Below are 21,770 nucleotides of genomic sequence, written 5' to 3'. Positions count from 1 at the left end.
GAGAGCTCACTTCCCGCCCGGACGTACGCCGTCCAGCATCCCGAACCGGTAGAGCAGCCACAGCAGCGGATCCTCGGCGCGGTAGGGGCGCACGCCGCCCGCGCCGACCTTGCCGTCGCGCGGGACGCCGCCCAGGGCCGACAGCCCGAACAGCGCGTACTCGGCGTACTGCTGCCGCAGGTAGAGGTCGAGCCGCCCGGCCTGCCAGTCGTGCAGCATCGCCCGGACCTGCTCGTCGACCGCCTCCCTGTCGTCCAGGTCGAGCACGCCCGCGCCGCCGCGCGAACGGTGCAGCGCCGACTGCCGCAGCAGACCGGGGCGCAGCGCGTCGATCTTGGTGAGCGCGACCGCGACGGGGACGCGCAGCCGGTCGCCGGGCCTGGTGCCGTTGCGGTCGCGCAGCGCCTCGGTCACCCGCGCGATGATGTTGATCGGCTCGCTGTCGGGATCGTCGGACGGCGCGTCCCGCGGCTCGTCGGCGACCTCGGCCCGCGCGCCCGGCAGCTCCAGCGGATCGACCAGGAAGATGATCGCGTCCGCCGCCTCCAGGTAGCGCAGGTGCAGGTCGCGGACCTCGCGGCTGCGCAGGTCCTCGCCCGCGGTGTCGAAGAGCACCAGCGCCAGCGACTCGTTCCTCGTGCGCGAACGCGCGAACCGTCCGCCCGCGCGGCTGCGGGTGAGCAGGTAGACCAGCGGCTCGCGCGGGCCGGTGGCGGCGCTCGCGGTGGTCGGCAGCAGCCGCCGCTCCTCGAGCAGCGGCCGGGCGAAGTCGCGTTTGTAGCGTTCGATCGTGCGGTCGTCGCACGCCACCAGCGAGGCGTCGAGCTCGGTGCCGACCCGGTTCATCAGCTCGTGCAGCAACACCGCGATGTAGGTGCTCTTGCCCGCGTTCTTGGCGCCGACCAGCGCGACGATCCGGCCGGGGGAGTCGCAGTACGCCGACGGCAGGGGATTGTGACACTCGGGACAGACCCGGCTGCCGGTGTCCTGGCCGCAGTCGGGGCAGGTGGCCCGGCTCCGGCGGCCGGACGCGGCGAAGACCGGCGGCAGCGACGCGCTCGCCGTCGACCCGGTGTAGGCGGCCAGCCGCTCGTCGAGCACCGGCTCGCAGCCCGCGCGCTGCCCGGCCCGCCCGCGGCAGCGGAAGGCCACCTTCTGCGGCGGCACCACCGCGAAGCAGTACGGGCACGTGACGCCGTCCCGGCCGTGCGAGCCGGGGAAGCGGGCCTTGTCGAGCATCCTCACCTCGTGACCTGGAGGCGGCGGACCGGGGGGTCGCTGAGCTCGACGACGTCGTCGTCGGCGAAGCACCGCAGCCAATATGGCCCGGACGTGGCCGGGAGGGGAAGGGACAACTCCCCGGGAACGGGCACCTGGTCCCATTCGGCGACGGTCTCGCCGTCGCCCGCGCGGTGCGGCATGACCCGGCCGGGGCGCAGCACGAGCACCAGCCGCGCGACGCGCAGCGGCCGGGGCGCCGTCAGCCGGATCGTCAGGGACCGGCGCCACGGCGGGCCGCCGCGTTCGACGTCGTAGCCGACCACCGTGCGCGCGCCGACCTCGGCCGTCACCGCGGGGCCGGTGACGCGCGCGCCGCCGACCGTGCCGGACGCCGCCACGTGCAGTTCGACCGGCTCGTTCTCCGGCACCGGCAACCTGATCCCGCCCTGGGTGTCGTACGCCGCGCGGGTGACGATCGTGACCGTGGGGCCGGGGTGGGCCGAGGCGGTGGTGACGGCGGTGGTGACGGCGGTGGTGACGGCGGAGGCGGCGGTGACGGAGCCGGACCCGATCCGGCAGGTCAGCTCGACCTCGGTGACGTCGTCCGGCCAGTCGAACCCGACGTGCACGAACGCGCCGCGCCGTTCGGCGACCAGCCGCCGCGGCGGCGGCAGGTTGACGTGCCGGTGGTAGGCGCCGATCGCCGCCGTGCCCTCCGCGACGCTCACCGCGAGCAGCCAGCCGCCGGCGCCCGGCCGCACCGCCAGGCCGCCCCGCACCGGCGTCGCCGACACCCGGCGGCTCACCTGCCGCACCTCGTCGACCGGGATGAGCGCGCTGCGCGGCCACGGCGGCGGCGCGGACGTCAGGACCAGCTCCGCCGTCCCGTGGCCGGGCGGCTCGAACCGCACCACGAGCAGCCCCGGATCGGACGGGTCGGGCTCGGCGGTCAGCTCGTAGACCGGCTCGGGCGGCGCGCTCGGCGTCACCGACGCCCGCACGCCGTCCGTCACCACCTCGCGGCCCTCACCGTCGAGGTAGACGGCGCAGACGCGGTAATGGTGGGTGACGCCGTTGGGCACCCGCTCCTGGAAACCCTCGCGCCCGGCCGCGAGGACCTTGCCCTCGCGCACGACCAGCGCCCGCGCGGCCTCCGGCGGGCAGCGCCACCGGCCGGTGACGACGCCGTCGCCGGGGATCAGCTCGACCTCCCGGGGCTCGGGCCGCACCACGACCGGCCCGGCCACGGCGGGCGGCGCCGCGGCCTCGCCGCGCACCGCGACCACGCCGTAGTAGAGGAGAACGTTGACGGGCGGACGGTCGTCGCGCGGCCCCGGCAGCGCCTCGCCGTCGGCGGCGTTGCGCGGCGGCCGGTCACGGCGCCGCACCACGTGGTAGATCACGTCGCCGGCGGTGGACGGCGACGCCGGCCACGACAGCCGGACCCGCGTCGCGTCGTCGACGTCGGCGCTCAGCGACGGCACCGGCCGGGGCGGCAGCCGCCGCTGGTGCCCGGCCGCGCCCGGCAGGTCGCCGACGAGCTGGAGCGCGTCGGCCAGCAGCCGCCAGGCGGTGTCGGGGTCGGGCTCCGCCACCGCCTGCTCGCGCAGCCGGACGGCGGTGTCGACCCGGTGCCGCGCCTCGGCGGCGAGCAGGGCGGCCTCGTCGTCCTCGGCCTCCGCCTCGGTGGCGGCGTCGGCCAGCTCGGCCGCCGCGTACACCTCGCCGGAGTCGAGCAGGGTGCGCAGCCGCCCGGCCAGCCCGCCGCCCGGCGTGTCCTCGCGCAGCACGGCGAACACCAGCCGCCGCGCGTCGTCGGGGTCGATGCCCAGGTCTTCGAGCGCGTGCCGCAGCAGCGCCCGCTCGGAGGCGCGCTGCCGCCGCCGTTCCCGCAGCCGTTCGGCCAGGTCGAAGAGGACCAGCTCGGCCAGGTCGACGCCGGCGCCCTCGGGGGGGCGGGACGAGGCGGCGGGGGCGGGCGCGGGGCCGGACCGGAGCGCGGCGAGGACGGTGTCGGCGTGCGTCAGGCTGGTGTCACGGCTGCGCCGCGCCCACTGGCCCGCGACCGCGGCGACCGCCGCCGCGTCCAGCCGCAGCGGCCCGCCGCCCTCGACGACCGGCGCGGCGAACCCGCCCAGCACCCGCATCGGCCCGGCGATCCGCGCGCCGAACATGAAGTCGGGCAGGTGACGGCAGCCGAGCACGTCCAGCGACTCGCGCACCTTGCGGTACGCCGCGTACGGCGCCGCGGCCGGCAGCAGGTCGGGCTCGCGGATCTCGATCCGGTCGGCGGCGGCCAGCGACTCCAGCTCCGCGCTCGTCACGCCGCCCGCCCGCGCGATGTCCTCCACCTCGGCGGGCGTCACCATCCGCAACATGCCGCCCGCGTCGGCCAGCCGGGCCCGTGCCTGCGCCGACCGCTGCCGGGTGCGCTCCCGGCCGCCGCGCAGCCGCTCGGTCAGCGGGCGCAGGTCGCCGCGCTCGGCGGCGGTGAAGATCGGCGCCAGCTCGCGGTGCTCGGCCTCGAGCCGGTCGATGAGCTTGCGGTACTTCAGCTGCCCGCGCGCCCGCCGCCAGCACTGCCGGACGGCCTTGACGCGCGCGGTGACGCCGTCCGGCGACAACGGCTCGGCGAGCGCGTACCGGACCCGCAGATCCTCGGGCGGCTGGTCGCCCGCCGCCCGCGCGGGTTCGAGGACGTCCCGCTTGTAGTCGTCGTCCGTGAAGGTCACCGGATCCCCAGGGACCTCAGCTGACCTTCACCCGGGAGAGCGCGCTGCGGGACTTCTCGACCTCCTCCTCCGACATCCCGCCCACGTCGATCTTGAGCTCCAGCCGTTCGCCGGTCTCCTTCTCGACGGCGGTGACGTGCAGCAGCCCGGAGGAGTCGAGCGAGAACGTCACCTCGATCGGCCAGCCCGCCTTCTTGCCCGGCGGGATCGCGACCGCGCCGGTGGCGATCTCGGTGTTGTCGATCAGCTCGGGCGACTCGACGCTGCCCGCCTGCTCCATGACCCGGATGTCGGCCGAGGTCTGGTCGTCGAAGACGGTGAAGAAGTCCTCGGTCTCGGCGGCCGGCAGCTCGTCGTTGGCGTGCACCAGGTGCGCGACGTTCTCGGCGGAGGTCTCCCGGTCGACCACGACGATGCCGAACGCGTGCGAGGCGACCGTCTTGATCTGCCGCCCGGCGATCTGCCGCTGCTGCTCGGCCGACAGCCCGGCCCGGCCCGCCATCTCCTCGGCGCGGTCCTGCTCACCCGCCGCCAGCAGCCGCCGGTAGGTCTCCTCGAACGCGTAGAGCGCGGCGCCCTTGGCCACCGCCAGGTCCGGGTCCTGGAGCCGCGGGGCCAGCCCGACCTCGGTCTCCAGCCGCGCCGCCACCACCGGCATCTTGGTGGAGCCGCCCACCAGCACCAGGTCGTCGTAGTCGTGCACGCCCTTGTCGGCGGCGGTCGCCAGCGTCCGGCCGGTGATCTCTATCGTGCGGTCGAGGAGGTCCTTGGTCAGCTCCTCCAGCTTCTCCCGGGTGATCTCGATGGCGGCGGCGCGGCCGTCGTGCATCACCCGGACGGTGTGCGCGGTGCGGGTGGTGAGAGCCTTCTTGGCGTCCTCGGCGTCGCGGCGCAGCTGCTGCTCGGTCGCCTTGTCGTCGAGCGGGTCGCCGGCCTCGGGGTGCTCGGCGCGGAACCGCTCGGCCAGGTACTCCACCAGGCGCGAGTCCCAGTCGGCGCCGCCCAGCTCGTGGTCGCCGTCGGTGCAGACCACCTCGATGTGGCCGGACCGCAGCGTGATGACCGTGGTGTCGAACGTGCCGCCGCCCAGGTCGTACACCAGGATCGTGCGGTCCTGCTCGGGGTTGAGCACGCCGTAGGTGATCGCGGCGGCGATCGGCTCGGACAGGATGTCGATGACGTTGAGCCCGGCGATCTGCCCCGCCTTGCGGGTGGCGTCGCGCTCGGCCGCGCCGAAGTAGGCGGGCACGGTCACGACGACGTCGCGGGCCTCCTCGCCGGTGGTGGTGCGCGCGTCGGTCGCCAGCTTGAGCAGGATGAACGCCGAGAGCTCCTCGGGCGTGTAGTCGAAGCCGTGGATCTGCCGGGTCACGTCGCGGCCCATGTCGCGCTTGATCAGGCTGACCACCTCGTCGGGCGCCAGCACCGCGGTGTCCTTGGCGGTCGCGCCGACGACCACGTTGTCGCCGCTCTCGAAGTAGACGACGGACGGGGTGGTGTCGGTGCCCTCGAGGTTGCGCAGGACCGCAGGCCGCCCCACATCGTCGATCGAGGCAATGCAGGAGTAGGTGGTTCCCAGGTCGATCCCGTAGACGGTCATGTCCCTCTCACCTGAGTCCGTGTTCGCTTGGCCCGCGTTCATCGTCTCGCTCAGCCTCGGCTTCGCGCAGCGGTTCGGTAGTGCCGGATCCGGTCGTCGAAGGCGCGGTGCCGGACTTGGCGGATTCGACGCCTGATTCAGGGCCCGCCGCGCCGTTGGCGGCCTGGCCGACGGGTTCGCCCGGGGGTTGCTCGGGGGGCTCCTCGGGCAATGCCTTGCCGACGGAGACCTCGGCCTTGCGCACCACCCGGCCGTCGTGTTCGAACCCGTCGGTGCGGACGGCGACGACGGTGCCGGCCAGCGCGGGGTCGGTGACCGGCTCGACGGCGACCGGACGGTGCCGGGCCGCGTCATAGGGCTCGCCCGGCTCGACGGTGAAACGTTCGACGCCCGTCCTGGCCAGCGCGTCGGCGACCTCGTCGGCCACGGCGGTCAGCAGCGCGGCGGCGTCCGCGGGCCTGGGCGGGTCGGGCGCGCTCCAGCGGCCGGCGCCGTTGCGGGCCAGGTCATGCAGGCGGTAGAGCGCGGTGCGCAGTGGCTCGAGCGTGGCCTGGAGCTCGCCCCGGCGCAGCCGCTGGTTCTCCTCGTGCAGGCGGTCGATCACCGACTCGCGGTGCACGGCGCGCTCGTGCCCCCGGACGAGCTCCCGCTCCAGGCGCTCGAGGCGTTCGAGCCGCTCGCTCAGCCCGGCCAGGGCGTCCGCGATCTCGTCTTGACTGACAGATTCGTCCCCGGCGCTCGACACGTGCAGTCACCTTAACGGCAAGGAGGGCGGCGGGATAGTCCTGGCCTTGACCTTCCCTGGACTCCACGCTGACCTTTCCGTCCGTTTCGTGCCCGACTTCTCGGCCCTGACACGCCGGGGTAACACGATGGAAACCCCTCTCCAACAACCTGAACGCATCGGTGATGAACAGGCGCATCGGTGAGGAACAGGAGGTGGCGATGTTGCTGCGGATTCGGGTCCGGCTGCCGGACCGTCCGGGGTCGCTGGGCAAGGTGGCGCGCGTGCTGGGCGCCGCCGGGGCCGACGTCGTCCAGATGGCCGTGCTGGAACGCGACAACGGACGGGCGCTGGACGACTTCACGGTGGCGTGGCCCGCCGGGGCGGGCATCGAGCGGCTCTGCGACGGCCTGGCCTCGATTCCGGGCGTCGAGATCGTGGGGATCTGGCCGACCGCCGAGCCGCAGGGCGCCTTCCCGGACGCCGCGCTGATCGGCCAGCTCGCCGCCGATCCCGACCGCGGCGCGGTGACCCTGGCCGACGCGGTCCCCGCGATCCTCAGCGCCGACTGGGCCGGGCTGGCCGAGATCCGCCCGGACGGCGCGGTGCTGGCGCACGTCAGCCTGGGCGGCGACGCCGCAGGCGTGGAGCTGCCGGAGCTGGAGCCGGTCCGGCCGCGGTCCTTCACCGCGCCCGACGGTACCCAGTACGCGCTGGTCGCGATCACCGACATCAAGCGTGCGGCCGACGCCGGCGGCGACCTGGTGCTGCTGGTGGCCCGGACGGGCGCGCCGCCGTTCCACCGGACCGAGGTGTTCCGGCTGGCGCAGCTCGTCGGCGCGGCCGAGGCGGTGCTGGGCGTGGGACGCGCGACACAGAGTTCGTAACGAGGACGAAACCGACGGGACGTCCCAGGCGTCTACTTTGGCGGACATGGCCCCGGGTGCGGCGGCGCGGTCGCACCGGGGGCCATTTCGGTTGTGTGGTAACTCCTCGCGGCTTCGAACTGTTCTTGGGCCCGGCTCTCGACTTAGAGTCCAGATCTAAGATCTGTGCCGGTTCCTGGAGGTCACCGTGGCCGAGCTGCTGCGTCCGTTCGCCGAAGCCCACCCGGACGAGCCCGCGATCACCGACGAGCGCGGCACGACCTCCTGGGGGGAGCTGAACGCCACGACCGACCGGCTCGCGGGCGCCCTGCGCGGGCTCGGCCTGGGCGTCGGCGACGCGATCGCCCTCCACTCGGGCAACCGCCGCGAGCACTTCGAGCTCATGTGCGCCGCCGGGCACATCGGCCTGCGCTACGTCCTGGTCAACTGGCACTGGACGGCCGAGGAGCTTCGCTACGTGCTGGAGGACGCCGGGGTCAGCGCGCTGTTCTCCGAGGCCGAGTTCGGCGAGGTGGCCGCGGCGGCGGCCGAGGGGCTCGGCCTGTCCGCCACGGTGGCGATCGGCGGCGCGATCGAGGGCTTCACCGCGTACGAGGACTTCGTGGCGGGCGGTCCCGACGGCGAGCCGGGCGACCAGACCATGGGCGTGCCGATGATCTACACCTCCGGCACCACCGGCCGTCCCAAGGGCGTCAACCGCAAGCTCCTGGCCGCGGGCGCGCCGATCGAGACAGCCAAGCTCGTCGGCGACGTGTTCGCCGAGATCCTGCTCATCCCCGAGGGCGGCCGGGGCCTGCTGGTCGGCCCGGTCTACCACTCGGCCCAGTGGTTGTGGTCGTTCGTCTTCCTCATGGTCGGCAGGCCGCTGGTGATGCGGCGCTCGTTCGACGCCGCCGAGACGCTGCGGCTGATCGACCAGCACGAGATCGACCAGATCCACCTGGTGCCCACCCAGTTCGTCCGGCTGCTGCGGCTGGACGAGCGGGTGCGCGACGGCTTCGACGGCGGCAGCCTGAAGGTGGTCTGGCACGGCGCCGCGCCCTGCTCGCCCGCCGTGAAGCGGCAGATGATCGACTGGTTCGGCCCGATCGTGCACGAGTACTACGGCTCCACCGAGGCCTCGGTCAACACGGTCATCACCGCGTCCGAGTGGCTGGAGCGGCCGGGCAGCGTGGGCCGCCCGCTCCCCACCACCGAGGTGCACGTCCTGCGCGAGGACGGCGAGCCGGCCAAGGCGGGCGAGCGCGGCCAGATCTGGTTCCGCTACACCAGCGGCGACGACGTGGAGTACTGGGGCGACGAGAGCAAGACCCGGTCGGTGCACCGGCCCGGCGGGCTCTTCACCACCGGCGACATCGGCTACTTCGACGAGGACGGCTACCTCTTCCTCGCCGACCGCGCCATCGACATGATCATCAGTGGCGGGGTGAACATCTACCCGGCCGAGATCGAGGGCGTGCTGATCACCCACCCGGCGGTGCGCGACGTCGCGGTGTTCGGGGTGCCGGACGAGGAGTTCGGCGAGCAGGTCAAGGCCGCGGTCGAGCTGGACGAGGCGATCACCCCGTCGGAGGGGCTGGCCACCGAGCTGATCGCGCACTGCCGCGCCTCGCTGGCCGGTTACAAGGCGCCGCGCACGGTCGACTTCGTGGACGAGATGCCGCGCACGCCCACCGGCAAGCTCTACAAGCGCCTGCTGCGCGACCCGTACTGGAAGGACCAGCAGCAGAAGATCTGAGCCCGGCCCGGCCCGGCCCTGACGGGACCGGGCGGGACCGGAGGATCGGACCGGCCCGGGATCCCGGGTCAGAGCAGGGCCAGCACGGCGTCCAGGTCGGTGAGGCAGGCGTCCGAGCCCAGACCCTGCGCGACGGTCGCGGCCGTCGCGGTGCCCCAGCGCGCCGCCTCCATCAGGTCCCGGCCGTGCTGGAGGCCGGTGATGAACCCGGCGCAGTACGCGTCGCCGCAGCCGGTCGTGTCGACCACGTCCACCTTGAGCGCCGGGAGCCGTTCGATGCCGTCGGCGGAGGCGACGAGGCTGCCGTGCTCGCCCAGCGTGACGATCACCGCGCGCGGGCCCTCGGCGAGCAGCTTGCGCGCCGCCCGGACGATGTCGTCGGTGCCGGTCATCGCGAGCGCCTGCTCCTCGTTGGGCAGGAAGTGGTCGACGTACGGGAGGAACGCGCGGGCGCCGGTGACCAGGTCGGTCATGTTCGACAGCAGGTCCATGGTCACCACGGTCCCGCCGGACCTGGCGGCCGCCAGCGCCTCGAAGAACGCCGGGTCGTTGAGGCCGAACGTGACGTCGGTGCCGCCGAGGTGGACGACGTCGGCGGCGGCCAGCAGGCCGGGCTCGACCGAGCCCGCGGTGAGCGTCAGGTTCGCGCCGGGCACGTGGAACGACGGCCGGCCGCCGTCCGGGCGGATCGGCAGGATGGTGGCGCTGGTCTGGTCGGCGGTGCGGCGCACCAGGCCGCTGACGTCCACGCCGTGCCGGGTCATCACCGCCACCAGCAGGTCGCCCAGCTCGTCGTCGCCGATGGCGCCCACGGAGGTCACGTCGTTGCCCAGGCGGGCCAGCGCCACGGCCGTGCCGGCGGCCGAACCCGCCGCCGTCAGGCGGATCTGCTCCACCACGACGGTGTCCTGTCCCGGCGGGATGGCCTCGACCGGGCGGGCGAGGACGTCCACGATGTGCACGCCGAGGGTGACCACGGTCATTACGGTCCTCCCTAGTGATCGTCAAGGCCGTAGCGTACGGCCTGAAGAGCGTCGAATGTGAGGGGGATTCGCAATGCGGCTGGCGGAACAGCGGCGCGAGCTTTGCGGGATCGGGCGCCGGATGGCCGCGAGCGGGCTGGTGAGCGGGGCGTCCGGCAACATCAGCGTACGTCACGGTGATCTGGTCGCGGTCACTCCGGGGGGTGTGATGCTGGACCGGATGTCCGCTGAGGACTGCCCGGTCGTGGACGTGGCGGGCCATCTGGTGGAGGGGGAGCGGGCGCCGTCGTCCGAGACCCCGATGCACCTGGCGATCTACGGCTGCACGGACGCGGCGGCGATCGTGCACACCCACTCCACCTACGGCACGGTCGTGGCGACGACGATGACCGAGCTCCCGCCGATCCACTACAACACGCTGCTGCTGGGCGGCGTGATCCGGGTCGCCGAGTACGCGACGTACGGCACGCCCGAGCTGGCCGCCAGCGTGCGGGCGGCGCTGGAGGGCGGCAGGCGGGCGGCCCTGATGGCCAACCACGGGGGAGTGGCGATCGGCCGGGACCTGGACGACGCCTACGAGAACGCCCGGCTCCTGGAGTGGCTCTGCGGCGTCTACGTGCGGGCGAAGATGGTCGGCGAGCCGCGGATCCTGACCGAGGAGGAGCTCGTCAAGGTCATCGAGCGCGGGCTGGCCCCGCCGGTCCTCCCGCCGCGGGAGGGGCCTGTAACCTAGCGCTTGCTAGGTTAACGAGAGGAAACGATGCCCCCATGTCGTTCGTGCTGATCGAGAAGCCGCGCCCGCACGTCACGCTGATCACCCTCAACCGGCCCGAACGCATGAACGCGATGGCGTTCGACGTGATGGTCCCGTTCAAGGAGGCGCTGGACGAGGTCAGCACCGACAACGACACCCGGGTCGTCGTGGTCACCGGCGCCGGGCGCGGCTTCTGCTCCGGCGCCGACCTGGAGTCGCCCGGCCGCATCCCCGGCATCGACGGCCTGACGGTCTCGACCATCGCGCTGCGCTCCATGGAGTTGCTGGACGAGGTGATCAAGGCGATGCGGCGCATGCACCAGCCGGTCATCGGGGCGATCAACGGGCCGGCCATCGGCGGCGGCCTGTGCCTCGGCCTGGCGACCGACATCCGCATCGCCGCCGAGGGCGCCTACTTCCGGGCGGCCGGGATCAACAACGGGCTGACCGCGAGCGAGCTGGGGCTGAGCTACCTGCTGCCGCGCGCGATCGGCTCGTCCCGCGCGTTCGAGATCATGCTGTCCGGGCGGGACGTGGGCGCGCCGGAGGCCGAGCGCATCGGCCTGGTCTCGCGCGCCGTGCCCGGCGACAAGCTGCTGGAGGAGTGCTTCGAGCTGGCCGAGCGCATCGCCGCGTTCAGCCGTCCGGGCGTGGAGCTCACCAAGCGCATGTTGTGGTCGAGCCTGGACGCGGCCAGCCTCAACGCGCACATGGACCACGAGGGGCTGGCGCAGCTGTACGTGCGCCTCACCACCCGCAACTTCGAGGAGGCCGTCCAGGCCCGCAAGGACAACCGGCCGCCCGAGTTCAAGGACTGACCGCCCCGGCACCCTCACACGTCGGCGGCGCAGCGGAAGCCGACGTTGCCGCTGGAGGAGTCCGGGGTGTTGGAGGTGCGGGCCGCCACCCGGTAGCGGTTGCAGTAGGAGTCGTGGCAGAGATAGGAGCCGCCGCGCATCACCCGGGACCCGCCCTCGTCCCACCGGTCGGCGCTCCACTCCCATACGTTGCCGACCGTGTTGTAGAGGCCGTAGGCGTTCGGCCGGAAGGCGTCGACCGGCGCGGTGCCCAGATGCCCGTCGTCCACCGTGTTGACGACGGGGAACTCGCCCTGCCAGATGTTGCACCGCCACTGCCCGCGCGGGGTGAGCTCGTCGCCCCAGGGGTAGCGGGCCTGGTCCAGGCCGCCGCGCGCCGCGTACTCCCATTCGGCCTCGGTGGGCAGGCGGCGGCCCGCCCACTCCGCGTACGAGGCGGCGTCCGTCCAGGTCACGTGAACGACCGGGTGCCGTTGCCGCCCGCCGCCGATCGTGCTGCCAGGCCCCTCGGGCGCGCGCCAGGACGCGCCCTCGATCCCGCGCCACCACGGCGTGCCCCCGGCGGGCGCGGACGCGTGCACCAGCTCGGGGGTGAGGAAGCCGGCGAAGACGAACGACCACCCATGGCGCTCGGCCTCGGTGACGTAGCCGGTCGCCTTCACGAACGTGGCGAAACGCGCGTTCGACACCGCGTGCGCCTCGATCGCGAACGGCTCCACGGTCACGGCGCGGACCGGCCCCTCGCCGTCGCCCGGGTTGGCGGCCTCGTCCTCGTTGCCCATGAGGAACGTCCCGCCGGGCAACCGCACGAGCCCCTTGCCGCCGAGCCCTTCGCCGCCGAGCCCTTCGCCGGGACGCACCTCACCGCCGGGCGTTCCATGCTGGACGAGGGATGGGCGGGAGAGCGGAGCCGAGCCCCGGCTCGCGGCGCAGCAAGGGGGGTCGTGGCTGCTCAGGGAGGTCATCCCCAATTCCTATCACTTTAGTTGACTTTATGGGCGATCGCCGTACATGATCTACGCCATGCCCAGCCGCCGCCAGTTCCTCGCCGGGTCCGCCGCCGCCCTCGGAGGCGCCGCCCTGCCCACCGCCGCCGCCTCACCCGCCGCCGCCTCCCACGGCCCCGGAGGCCGCCCCAACGTCGTCGTCGTGCTCGCCGACGACCTCGGCTACGGAGAGCTCGGCGCGTACGGGCAGAAGCTCATCCAGACGCCCCACCTCGACCGGCTGGCCGCCGAAGGCCTGCGCTTCACCGACGCCTACTCCAGCGCGGCGGTCTGCGCGCCCTCCCGCTGCTCGCTGCTGACCGGCCTGCACTCGGGGCACGCGACCGTACGGCAGAACCCCGAAGGCGGCCCGCAGGGATCGCTGAACGACAAGGACACCACGTTCGCCGAGCTGCTGCGCGCCCGCGGCTACCGCACCGCCCTCTTCGGCAAGTGGGGGTTCGGGCCCGAGCGCGGCGGCCAGGCGAGCCACCCGAACGAGCGCGGCTTCGACGAGTTCTTCGGCTACATCACCCACGGCCACGCGCACGACTACTACCCCGCCTACCTCTGGGAGAACGGCGACCGCGCCGAGTTCCCCGAGAACGCGGGCGACCTGAAGGGCACGTTCGCGCCCGACCTGTTCCGGGACCGTTCGGTCGACTTCATCAAGCGGCACAAGGACGAGCCGTTCCTGCTCTTCTTCACCCCGAACGTGCCGCACGCCCCCAGCGACGCGCCGTCCACCGCGCAGTACGACGACCGGCCCTGGCCCGCCGCCGACAAGGGCCACGCCGCCCAGGTCACCCGCCTGGACTCCTACATCGGCACGCTCGCCGACACGCTCCGCAAGGCCGGCGTCGCCCGCGACACCGTGCTGATCGTCACCAGCGACAACGGCCCGCACGAGGAGGGCGGCTTCGACCCCGACCTCTTCGACGCCAACGGCCCGCTGCGCGGCTACAAGCGCAACCTGTACGAGGGCGGCGTCCGGGTGCCGCTCATCGCCTGGTCGCCCGGCCGGATCGGCGCGGGCACCAGCGCCCGGCCCACCCAGCAGACCGACCTGCTGCCCACCCTCGCCGACCTGGCCGGGGCGCCCGTCCCCGGCGACATCGACGGCGTCTCCGCCGCCGCGCTGCTCACCGGCCGTTCCGGCGGCGCCGTCGCGCCCGCGGCCGACCACCTCTACTGGTACCGGCGCGAGCCCGGCTCGACCCGGCGCGCCAACGCCGCGGACGGCGGCAGCGTCACCCGCGTCGCCGAGGCGGTCCGCCAGGGCGACTGGAAGGCCGTGCGGATCGCCCCCGGCCACGACCGGCCCTCGTCCGAGGACCAGTGGAAGGTCGAGCTGTACGACCTGAAGTCCGACGTCGGCGAGGCCCGCGACGTGGCCGCCGCCAACCCCGCGGTCACCGCCCGCCTCGTCCAGCTCATCCGGGACGCCTGGGTGCCCGGCTTCCAGCGCCGCGGCCTCGGGCTCACCCTCGACGCGCCCGAGCTCCCCCTGCCGGGCGAGACGTACGAGGTCACCCTCACGCTCACCAACGGCTCCGCGTCCACCTGGCACCGGCCGAAGCTGGAGTTGTCGCTCCCGCGCGGCTGGCGCGCCCGTCCCGCCGGGGCGCGCACCAGGCCGCGGCTGGCCGTCGGCGAGTCGTTCGCCGCCACCTGGCAGGTCACCGTTCCCGCCACGACGACCGCGAAGACCTGGCCGCTCGCCGCCGAGGCGACGACCACGACGTTGCGCTTCGAGCGGCGGCGCTCGTACACCCCGCCCGCCGCGCCCGCCGCCGACGCCCACCTGAGCGACCTGCCCTGGCTCAGCGCCACCAACGGGTGGGGGCCCGTCGAGATCGACCGCAGCAACGGCAGGCAGCCCGGCGGCGACGGGACCCCGATCAGCTTCGGCGGCACGACCCACGGGAAGGGCCTCGGCGTGCACGCCGCCTCCGAGATCGTCTACTACCTGGGCGGCAGGGGCGCCCGCCTCACCGCCGTGGTCGGCATCGACGACTTCTCCGCGAACCAGAGCACCGCGGGCGCCACCGTGGCGCAGGTCTGGGCCGACGACCGCAAGGTCTTCGAGAGCGGCACCCTCACCGCGGCCGGCGGCCCGGTCACGGTCGACGCCGACCTCACCGGCGCCCGCCTCCTGCGCCTCGTGGTGGTCAACGCGGCGGGCACCGGGACGAGCTTCGACCACACCTCCTGGGCGGATCCGTTCCTGCGCGTCACCTGACCCCCGATCCGTGACAGGCTGCCGCTGTGCCCGACCTTCCGCAGGACATCGCACGGCGGCGCCTGATGACGGTGCCCGTCGTCCGGCTCGCGACCGTGGACGAGAACGGCCTGCCGCACCTCGTCCCGGTCACGTTCACCGTCGACCGCGGCACCGTCTACACGGCCGTGGACCACAAGCCCAAGGCCACCCGCGACCTGAGGCGGCTGGCCAACATCCGCGCCAACCCGCACGTCACCCTGCTGGCCGACCACTACGAGGACGACTGGTCCCGCCTCTGGTGGGTCCGGGTCGACGGCCACGCCCACATCGTCGACGATCCCGCGCGGATGGCCGGCCCGCTCGACCTGCTGGCGGACCGCTACCCGCAGTACCGCGAACGCCGTCCCGAGGGCCCGGTCGTCGCCGTCGTCATCGACCACTACACCGGCTGGTCCGCCGCCCCGGCATGACCCTCAGTCCCAGGCGGCGCCGGCGCGGGCGAGCCGGTCGCGGTACTCGATGCGCTCCTCCCAGCCGGCGGGCCAGGCGTCCATGCCGAGATGCGCCCCGGCGAACGCGCCCGCCAGGCAGGCGATCGAGTCGGAGTCGCCGGAGCTGGCGGCGCCGCGCCGGATGGCCGCGACCGGGTCGCCGGGGAAGAGCAGGAAGCACAGCAGGCCGGTGGCGAGGGCCTCCTCGGCGACCCAGCCCGCGCCGGTGATCTCGCACGGGTCGGTGTCGCGGGAGCCGCGCGCGAGGGCGGCGTCGAGCCGGTCCAGGGCCTGGAGGCACTCGTCCCAGCCCTTGGCGATGAACTCGGCGGGCGAGGCGGCGGTGTGCCGCCACAGGTCGCCGAGCCAGCGTTCGTGGTAGGTGGTGCGCTCGGCGCGGCAGCGGTCGCGGAGCGCGCCCGGCAGGTCGGCCGGGGACATGCCCTGGACGAGCCACCGGGTGGCGAACGCGGTGAGCTCGGCGGCGGCCAGGCCGGTGGGGTGGCCGTGGGTGAGGGCGGCCTGGAGCTGCGCGGCGGCGCCCCGGGTCTCGTCGGAGAAGCCGGGGACGAGGCCGATCGGGGTGACGCGCATGTTGGCGCCGCATCCCTTGGAGTCGTGCTGGGTCGCCTCGGCCCACGGGAGGCCCGCGTCCAGCCCGCGGCAGGCGCGCAGGCAGGTGTTGCCGGGGGCGCGGTTGTTCTCCGGGTCGTGCAGCCAGTCGACGAAGCGGCGCCGCCAGATCGGGGTGATGAGGTCGGGGGTGAACGGCGGGTTCTCCAGGGCGTCGAGGAGCCCGTCCGCCACCGCCAGGGCCATCTGGGTGTCGTCGGTGACCAGGGTGGGCGAGGGCAGGTCGCCCGGGCCGTCGGCGCCGTACCGCTTGTCGATCTGCTTCATGGTGAGGAACTCGGTCGGCGCGCCGAGCGCGTCGCCGTACGCCAGCCCGAAGAAGCTCCCGCTCGCCCGTCTCATGCGGGCATCGTGTCAGATGCCCACCAGGGGAGCGAGGCGGGCGCGGTGGTGCGCGGGGGCGCCGAAGAGCTCCTGCGACGACTTGGCGCGCTTGAAGTAGAGGTGCGCGTCGTGCTCCCAGGTGAAGCCGATGCCGCCGTGGATCTGGATGCACTCGCCCGCGGTGTGGAAGTAGGCGTCCGAGCAGAACGCCTTGGCCAGGGCGGCGGCGACCGGGAGCTCGCCGGGGTTCTCGTCGGCGGTGGCGGCCGCCTGGAGGACGGCCGAGCGCGCCGACTCCACCTGGACGAACATGTCGGCGCAGCGGTGCTTGATGGCCTGGAAGCTGCCGATCGGGCGGCCGAACTGGTGCCGCACCTTCGCGTACTCGACCGTCATGTCCAGGCAGACCTGCGCGCCGCCGAGCTGCTCGGCGGCCAGGGCGACCGCGGCGATGTCGAGGGTGCGGGCGAGGGGCGCCCCGGCCGCTCCCTCGGCGCCGACGAGGCGCGCGGGGACGGCGGCGAAGTCCAGCCGGGCCAGCTTGCGCGTCTGGTCCATGACGGGGAGCGGCGTGCGGGTGAGCCCGGCGGCGTCGCCGGCCACGGCGAAGAGGGAGAGCCCCGTGGCGGTGCGCGCGGCCACCAGCGCCAGGTCGGCGATGTGGCCGTCCAGCACGTAGGTCTTCGTGCCGTCCAGGACCCACCCGCCCCCGTCCGGGCGGGCGGCCATGGCGACGGCGTCCAGGTCCCAGCGGTCGTCCTCCGTCCAGGCCAGGGTCGCGATCGTGGCGCCCGCGGCGATGCCGGGGAGCAGTTCGCGGGCGGCCTTCTCGTCGCCGGCGGCCTGGATCGCGGTGGAGGCGAGGACGGTGGACAGGTACGGGGCGCAGACGAGCGCGCGGCCCATCTCCTCCAGGACGATCGCGACCTCGCGCATGCCGTAGCCGGCGCCGTCGTACTCCTCGGGCACGGCCAGGCCCTGCAGCCCGAGCTGCTCGGCCATCTGCCGCCACATCGCCGGGTCGTGGCCCGCGGGAGTCTGCATCAGGCGGCGGACCTCGGCGCTCGGCGACTTGTCGGCGAAGAACCGGCGCAGCGCGGCGCGCAGCTCCTCCTGCTCCTCGGTGACGACGAGCTTCATCCCCGGCCTCCGTTCAGCCAACCTGACGCTTGCTTGGTTGATTGTGCCGTACGGACGCGCGCCGGGGCCAGAGGGGGTGCCGGTCAGGGCGCCCAGTCGTGCGGGCCGAGCGTGAAGCCCTTGGCGGTCGAGTGCAGGTGGTTGCCCGACACCAGATGGCTCAGCGCCGCCCAGATGTCCTCCTCCGGGCGGTCGATGAGCGTCTGGAGCTTCTCGATGTCGGCGGCGCCGCCGTCCTTGTCGATCTCGGCGACCGTCTCGTAGACCTGTAGCTCGAAATCCGAGAGTTCCTGGACGTCGCCCCTTTTCTCATCCATGCCCGTTTCGTTTCCCGCACGACGGGCGTCACACCTCAGCCGTAGCGCTTGAGCTCGTGGAAGAAGCCGGGCACGGTCTGCAGGCCGCCGTCCTCGGCGACCCGGTCGTAGACGTAGCGGGCCACGGCGAGGTCGAGCACCCCCAGGCCGAACGGGGAGAACACCACCGGCCGGTCGGCCGGGGGAGTGGCCGCGCCGGTGAGCACGTCGTAGAGAGTGCCCGCCACGAAGTCGCGGTGGCCGGCCTTCTGCTCGGCCAGATGCGGCGAGGTGTTGGCCTTCATGCAGTGCTCGACGTCGTCGACCACGTTGTAGGACGCCAGGATGATCTCGGCGGAGAGGTCGCGCAGCGAGACGTGCAGCACGAGCGGGTTGTGCCCGAACCACGCCGGGTCGGTGACGTGCGGCTCGCCCGCCACGGTGGCGAACACGATCAGGTCGGCCGAGCGGATCAGGTCCTCCGGCGACTCGTGGATCGTGACGGTGCCCTTCTCCGAGCGTTCGAGGTAGCCCTTGAATCCCTCCGCGTGCTCGCGCGACAGGTCGTGGACGCCGAGCTCGTCGAAGGCGAGGCCGTTGCCCGCCAGGTAGGTGTGGATGTAGCGGGCGATCAGGCCGACGCCGAAGAAGCCGACCCGGCGGGGCCGCACGCCGCGGCGCTCGCTCAGCTCGACCGCCGCCAGGGCCGCCGAGGCGGCGGTGCGCGCCGCGCTGATGATCGAGCTCTCCAGGCAGGCGAACGGGTAGCCGGTCGCGGTGTCGTTGAGGATCAGGACCGCGGACGCCCGCGGGATCCCCGCCTGCACGTTCTCGGGGAAGCTGGAGATCCACTTGATGCCGTGCACGTCCACGTCGCCCTTGACCGACGCGGGCAGCGCGATGATCCGCGACGACGGGCGGTCGGGGAAGCGCAGGAAGTAGGAGTCGGGGTTGACGGTCTGCCCCTCGCCGTGCAGCCGGTAGGCCGCCTCGATCATCCGGGTGACCTGCTCTTCGCGGCCGGAGACCGCCTCGTGCACCTGGGCGCCGGAGATCACGGAGAAAGAGGGAGGTTGCGTCATGATCGGTCGAACTCCATCGGAAAGGGGTGAGAGATGATCAGATGCCGAGGATATCGGCGCCGGGCAGATTGAGATCTCCGAGGATGTGGCCGAAGTTCTCGCGCAGCCAGCTCTCCTCGTAAATCGAGTCCAGATAGCGCTCGCCCAGGTCGGGGGCGATGGCGACGGCCACCGGGGACTCGCCCGGGTACTTCTCGGCCAGCCAGCGCTCCGCGCCGCTCACCACCGTGCCGGTCGACCCGCCGAACAGGAAGCCGCGCGACGAGAGCCGGTGCACCGCGCGGATGGTGTCGGTCTCCGGCACGTGCACCACGTCGTCGATGAACGACTCGTCCACCAGCTCGGGCCGGCTGCTGGTGCCGAGGCCCGGCACCATGCGGCGCTCGGGGATGCCGCCGAACGTGACCGAGCCGACCGCGTCGACCGCCACGAGGGTCACCGGCCGGTCGTGCTCGCGGAACCACCGCGCGCAGCCCATCAGCGTGCCGGTCGTGCCGGCCCCCACGAACAGGACCTCCAGGTCGGGGAAGTGCCGGTCGATGGCGGGGGCCGTGCCGCGGTAGTGCGCGCGCCAGTTGTTGCTGTTGGCGTACTGGTTGAGCCACACGTACGGGGACCCGTCCGCCGGCCGCGGCTCGCACAGCTCGCGGACGTAGCGGATGCGGCTCTCCAGGAAGCCGCCGTTGGAGTCCTGCCGGGAGATGACCCGCACCTCCGCGCCGAGCGCCCGCATGAGGCGCATCGAGGCCGGGTTGCAGCGCGGGTCGGTGACGCAGATGAAGCGATAGCCCTTGCTCGCGGCGATGATGCTGAGCGCGATGCCGAGGTTGCCGGAGGACGACTCGACGATCACCGACCCGGGGCTGAGCGCGCCGTCCCGCTCGGCCGCCTCGACCATCTCGGCGGCGGCCTTGAGCTTCACCGAACCGGCGAAATTGAATCCCTCGCACTTGAGATACAACGGGACATCGAGAACCGGCCGGAGATCCACATAGAGATCCTCGACATTGAAGTCCTGTGGCGAGGTAATTACGGGCACGCTGCCACCCTCAGGCAAATCACGATCAACAGGTCCGGTGAAAATGTGTCTTTGATGCCGAGGGACATGGACTTGTGATCCCGCGCCGTCCCCTGTCTCGAAACCTCGAAAAGCAATTTCGGGTGTTCCCCCATCGTCCCCCCGAAGCGCGCCGCGAGGTCATGTCAGAACTCTGGCGGAGCATCACCGTACCCTCGGGCATGTGGCCTCGCAACCCCCTACTTACTCACCGGTAGTCTCGTTGATGCGAGTTTCTGTGAGGCTATGACCGGGGCGGACTTATGCTGTTGCGTCGGACGTGATTAATCGATGACGGTGGAGAATTTCTACATCACGGAGAGTAATGATGAATGCTGGCGGACAGGTCGCTGAACGGTTGCTGGGCCATGCCGAGCTGCCCGTGCTGACCCTCTCCCCGGCCGAGGCCGAGCGGGCCCGCACGCTGGCCGCGCGGCACCGCATGACCAGCGATCTCCCGGTCGACCTGGCCGACCCCGTCATCACCCGGGTCGAGCGCTTCGCCGCCGCCGGTGACCCCGCCGCGGTCACCGACGCGACCCGTTCCCTCTCCTACTCCGGCCTGGCGGCGGAGGCCCGCCGGCTCGCCACGCTGCTGGAACGCGCCGGCGTCGAGCCCGGCACGGTCGTCGGCGTCGGCGGTGCGCGCTGCGCCACCGTGATCGCGGCGTTCCTGGCCATCGAGCTGGTCGGCGCCCTCTACGTCCCCGCCGACGAGACCTGGCCCGCCGCCCGCGTCCGCGACGTGCTGCGCCAGGCGGGCGCGAAGGTCCTGGTCACCGTCGACACCGGCCCGTCCGCCCCCGCCCTGGTGGAGGGCGCCGCCGAGGCGGGATGCGAGATCGTGCCCGCCGCCGGCGCGGCCGGGTGCGAGCCGTGGGCGGGGGAGCCGCGGCTGGCGAGCCTCGACCAGCCCCGCTACGTGCTCTTCACCTCGGGTTCCACCGGCACCCCCAAGGGCGCCGTGGTCGAGCACCAGGGGATGATCAACCACCTCTACGCCAAGATCGTCGACCTGGAGCTGACCGCCGCCGACGTGGTCGCGCAGACCGCCCCGCTGGGCTTCGACATCTCGGTCTGGCAGATGCTCTGCCCGCTGCTGCTCGGCGGCCGGGTGGACGTGATCGGCGACGACGTCGGGCACGACCCGGTCGCGTTCGCGCGCGCCGTCGACGACCAGGGCATCACGATCGTCGAGTTGGTCCCGACCATGGTCCGCCACCTGCTGGATGACTTGAGAGACGCGCCCGCGGATTCGCTGGGCGGGTTGCGGTGGATGATCGCGACCGGCGAGGAGCTGCCGACCGAGCTGTCGCGCCGCTGGCTCGCGGCCATGCCGCACGCGCGCCTGCTCAACGCCTACGGGCCGACCGAGTGCTCCGACGACGTCACCCATCACACGGTCACCGCCGCCGACCTCGACCTGCTGCGGCTGCCGATCGGCGCGCCCATCGTCAACAGCCGGCTGTACGTGCTCAGGCAGGAGGACGACGATGCCTGGACCGCCTGTGACCTGGGCGAGACCGGTGAGCTGTTCGTCGGCGGCGTGTGCGTCGGGCGCGGCTACCTCGGCAACCCCGAGCGCACCCGGGAGGCCTTCTACGCCGACCCGTTCGACGAGTCGCCGACGCGGCGCCTCTACCGCACGGGCGACGCCGTCCGGCTGCTGTCACCGTCGGAGTCCGGCGCGGGCCGCCCCACCCTGCAGTACCTGGGGCGCGTCGACCGCCAGGTGAAGATCGCCGGGGTGCGCATGGAGCTCGGCGAGATCGAGGCCGTCCTGCAGAGACATCCCTCCGTCGGCGCCGCCGCGGTCGTGGTGCACGAGTACTAGGCCCGGACGGGGGCGGGGAAGTGCCGCTGCGGCGGTGAGGATTTCTTTAACTCTCCGTAATCGCACTGACCGGGTTCGGTCGTCAACCGTTGTCACTTCCCGCGCGTCGCAAGGATGATCAAGTGTGTCCCGAGCTGCGTTGTTTATCACTGTGGTGAGCAATTTCTGAGCCTAAGTTCTCCTTCCGGGGGGATTGCGAGGCATGTGACAGGCTGGTTAACTGTGGCTCCGCTACTCCTGAGTACA

General features: G+C 73.0%; 18 protein-coding genes. 7 read left to right on the top strand and 11 right to left on the bottom strand.

Annotated features, from left to right (window positions below):
* Positions 1–6: 6 nt before the first annotated feature.
* Genes ABZ810_RS39180 through grpE form a run of 4 tightly spaced genes read right to left on the bottom strand, consistent with a single transcriptional unit; the run spans position 7 to position 6,298 of the window.
* Positions 7–1,239, bottom strand: a complete 1,233-nt coding sequence (locus ABZ810_RS39180) for a hypothetical protein (RefSeq protein WP_358411987.1) — start codon at positions 1,237–1,239, stop codon at positions 7–9.
* A 2-nt stretch (positions 1,240–1,241) separates the two neighbouring features.
* Entirely contained in the window at positions 1,242–3,953 is a 2,712-nt protein-coding gene (locus ABZ810_RS39175; RefSeq protein WP_358411978.1) for a hypothetical protein, read from the bottom strand.
* A gap of 16 nt (positions 3,954–3,969) precedes the next feature.
* Positions 3,970–5,553 (bottom strand): Hsp70 family protein, encoded by a 1,584-nt coding sequence (locus ABZ810_RS39170; RefSeq protein ID WP_358411977.1) that lies wholly within the window; start codon positions 5,551–5,553, stop codon positions 3,970–3,972.
* Between the two features lie 7 nt (positions 5,554–5,560).
* Positions 5,561–6,298 carry a nucleotide exchange factor GrpE gene (gene grpE / locus ABZ810_RS39165; RefSeq protein ID WP_358411976.1) on the bottom strand — a complete coding sequence of 246 codons (738 nt, stop codon included), beginning with the start codon at positions 6,296–6,298 and terminating at the stop codon, positions 5,561–5,563.
* A 200-nt stretch (positions 6,299–6,498) separates the two neighbouring features.
* Between grpE and ABZ810_RS39160 the strand changes: the two genes are divergently transcribed.
* Together ABZ810_RS39160 and ABZ810_RS39155 are read left to right on the top strand one after the other, a co-directional pair.
* Complete coding sequence (locus tag ABZ810_RS39160) at positions 6,499–7,164, top strand: ACT domain-containing protein (protein ID WP_358411975.1); 666 nt, start codon at positions 6,499–6,501, stop codon at positions 7,162–7,164.
* Between the two features lie 187 nt (positions 7,165–7,351).
* Complete coding sequence (locus ABZ810_RS39155; protein WP_358411974.1) at positions 7,352–8,902, top strand: AMP-binding protein; 1,551 nt, start codon at positions 7,352–7,354, stop codon at positions 8,900–8,902.
* Between the two features lie 68 nt (positions 8,903–8,970).
* Here ABZ810_RS39155 and ABZ810_RS39150 read toward each other — a convergent pair whose 3' ends face one another.
* The gene (locus ABZ810_RS39150; protein ID WP_358411973.1) at positions 8,971–9,885 is read right to left on the bottom strand and encodes a sugar kinase; all 915 of its coding nucleotides are present in this window, start codon (positions 9,883–9,885) and stop codon (positions 8,971–8,973) included.
* A gap of 73 nt (positions 9,886–9,958) precedes the next feature.
* Between ABZ810_RS39150 and ABZ810_RS39145 the strand changes: the two genes are divergently transcribed.
* Together ABZ810_RS39145 and ABZ810_RS39140 are read left to right on the top strand one after the other, a co-directional pair.
* Positions 9,959–10,618: a class II aldolase/adducin family protein gene (locus ABZ810_RS39145; RefSeq protein ID WP_358411972.1), complete on the top strand. Its 660-nt coding sequence runs from the start codon at positions 9,959–9,961 to the stop codon at positions 10,616–10,618.
* Between the two features lie 35 nt (positions 10,619–10,653).
* On the top strand, positions 10,654–11,457 hold the full coding sequence (locus tag ABZ810_RS39140; RefSeq protein ID WP_358411971.1) for an enoyl-CoA hydratase: 804 nt from the start codon (positions 10,654–10,656) through the stop codon (positions 11,455–11,457).
* 14 nt (positions 11,458–11,471) lie between these two features.
* Here the strand turns inward: ABZ810_RS39140 and ABZ810_RS39135 are convergent, their stop codons facing one another.
* Positions 11,472–12,422, bottom strand: coding sequence for a formylglycine-generating enzyme family protein (locus ABZ810_RS39135; RefSeq protein ID WP_358411970.1), 951 nt, complete (start codon positions 12,420–12,422; stop codon positions 11,472–11,474).
* A gap of 58 nt (positions 12,423–12,480) precedes the next feature.
* Between ABZ810_RS39135 and ABZ810_RS39130 the strand changes: the two genes are divergently transcribed.
* Both ABZ810_RS39130 and ABZ810_RS39125 read left to right on the top strand, forming a co-directional pair.
* Positions 12,481–14,685 (top strand): sulfatase-like hydrolase/transferase, encoded by a 2,205-nt coding sequence (locus tag ABZ810_RS39130; protein ID WP_358411969.1) that lies wholly within the window; start codon positions 12,481–12,483, stop codon positions 14,683–14,685.
* A gap of 26 nt (positions 14,686–14,711) precedes the next feature.
* Complete coding sequence (locus ABZ810_RS39125; RefSeq protein ID WP_358411968.1) at positions 14,712–15,137, top strand: TIGR03668 family PPOX class F420-dependent oxidoreductase; 426 nt, start codon at positions 14,712–14,714, stop codon at positions 15,135–15,137.
* A 3-nt stretch (positions 15,138–15,140) separates the two neighbouring features.
* Here ABZ810_RS39125 and ABZ810_RS39120 read toward each other — a convergent pair whose 3' ends face one another.
* The 5 genes from ABZ810_RS39120 to sbnA all read right to left on the bottom strand — a co-directional run bounded on the left by ABZ810_RS39120 (position 15,141) and on the right by sbnA (position 19,672).
* Positions 15,141–16,133 (bottom strand): ADP-ribosylglycohydrolase family protein, encoded by a 993-nt coding sequence (locus ABZ810_RS39120; protein WP_358411967.1) that lies wholly within the window; start codon positions 16,131–16,133, stop codon positions 15,141–15,143.
* Positions 16,134–16,145: 12 nt separating this feature from the next.
* The gene (locus tag ABZ810_RS39115; protein WP_358411966.1) at positions 16,146–17,255 is read right to left on the bottom strand and encodes an acyl-CoA dehydrogenase family protein; all 1,110 of its coding nucleotides are present in this window, start codon (positions 17,253–17,255) and stop codon (positions 16,146–16,148) included.
* 83 nt (positions 17,256–17,338) lie between these two features.
* Positions 17,339–17,572: a hypothetical protein gene (locus ABZ810_RS39110; RefSeq protein ID WP_358411965.1), complete on the bottom strand. Its 234-nt coding sequence runs from the start codon at positions 17,570–17,572 to the stop codon at positions 17,339–17,341.
* A 35-nt stretch (positions 17,573–17,607) separates the two neighbouring features.
* The gene (gene sbnB, locus ABZ810_RS39105) at positions 17,608–18,633 is read right to left on the bottom strand and encodes a 2,3-diaminopropionate biosynthesis protein SbnB (protein ID WP_358411964.1); all 1,026 of its coding nucleotides are present in this window, start codon (positions 18,631–18,633) and stop codon (positions 17,608–17,610) included.
* Between the two features lie 37 nt (positions 18,634–18,670).
* Entirely contained in the window at positions 18,671–19,672 is a 1,002-nt protein-coding gene (gene sbnA, locus ABZ810_RS39100; RefSeq protein ID WP_358411963.1) for a 2,3-diaminopropionate biosynthesis protein SbnA, read from the bottom strand.
* A gap of 346 nt (positions 19,673–20,018) precedes the next feature.
* Between sbnA and ABZ810_RS39095 the strand changes: the two genes are divergently transcribed.
* Positions 20,019–21,524, top strand: a complete 1,506-nt coding sequence (locus tag ABZ810_RS39095) for an amino acid adenylation domain-containing protein (protein ID WP_358411962.1) — start codon at positions 20,019–20,021, stop codon at positions 21,522–21,524.
* Positions 21,525–21,770 lie beyond the last annotated feature (246 nt).

Origin of the sequence: Spirillospora sp. NPDC047279, assembly GCF_040643285.1 — a bacterium.
GTDB lineage: Bacteria > Actinomycetota > Actinomycetes > Streptosporangiales > Streptosporangiaceae > Spirillospora.
The sequence above is the reverse complement of the archived record's forward strand: the minus strand, read 5'-3'. Positions and strand labels throughout refer to the sequence as shown.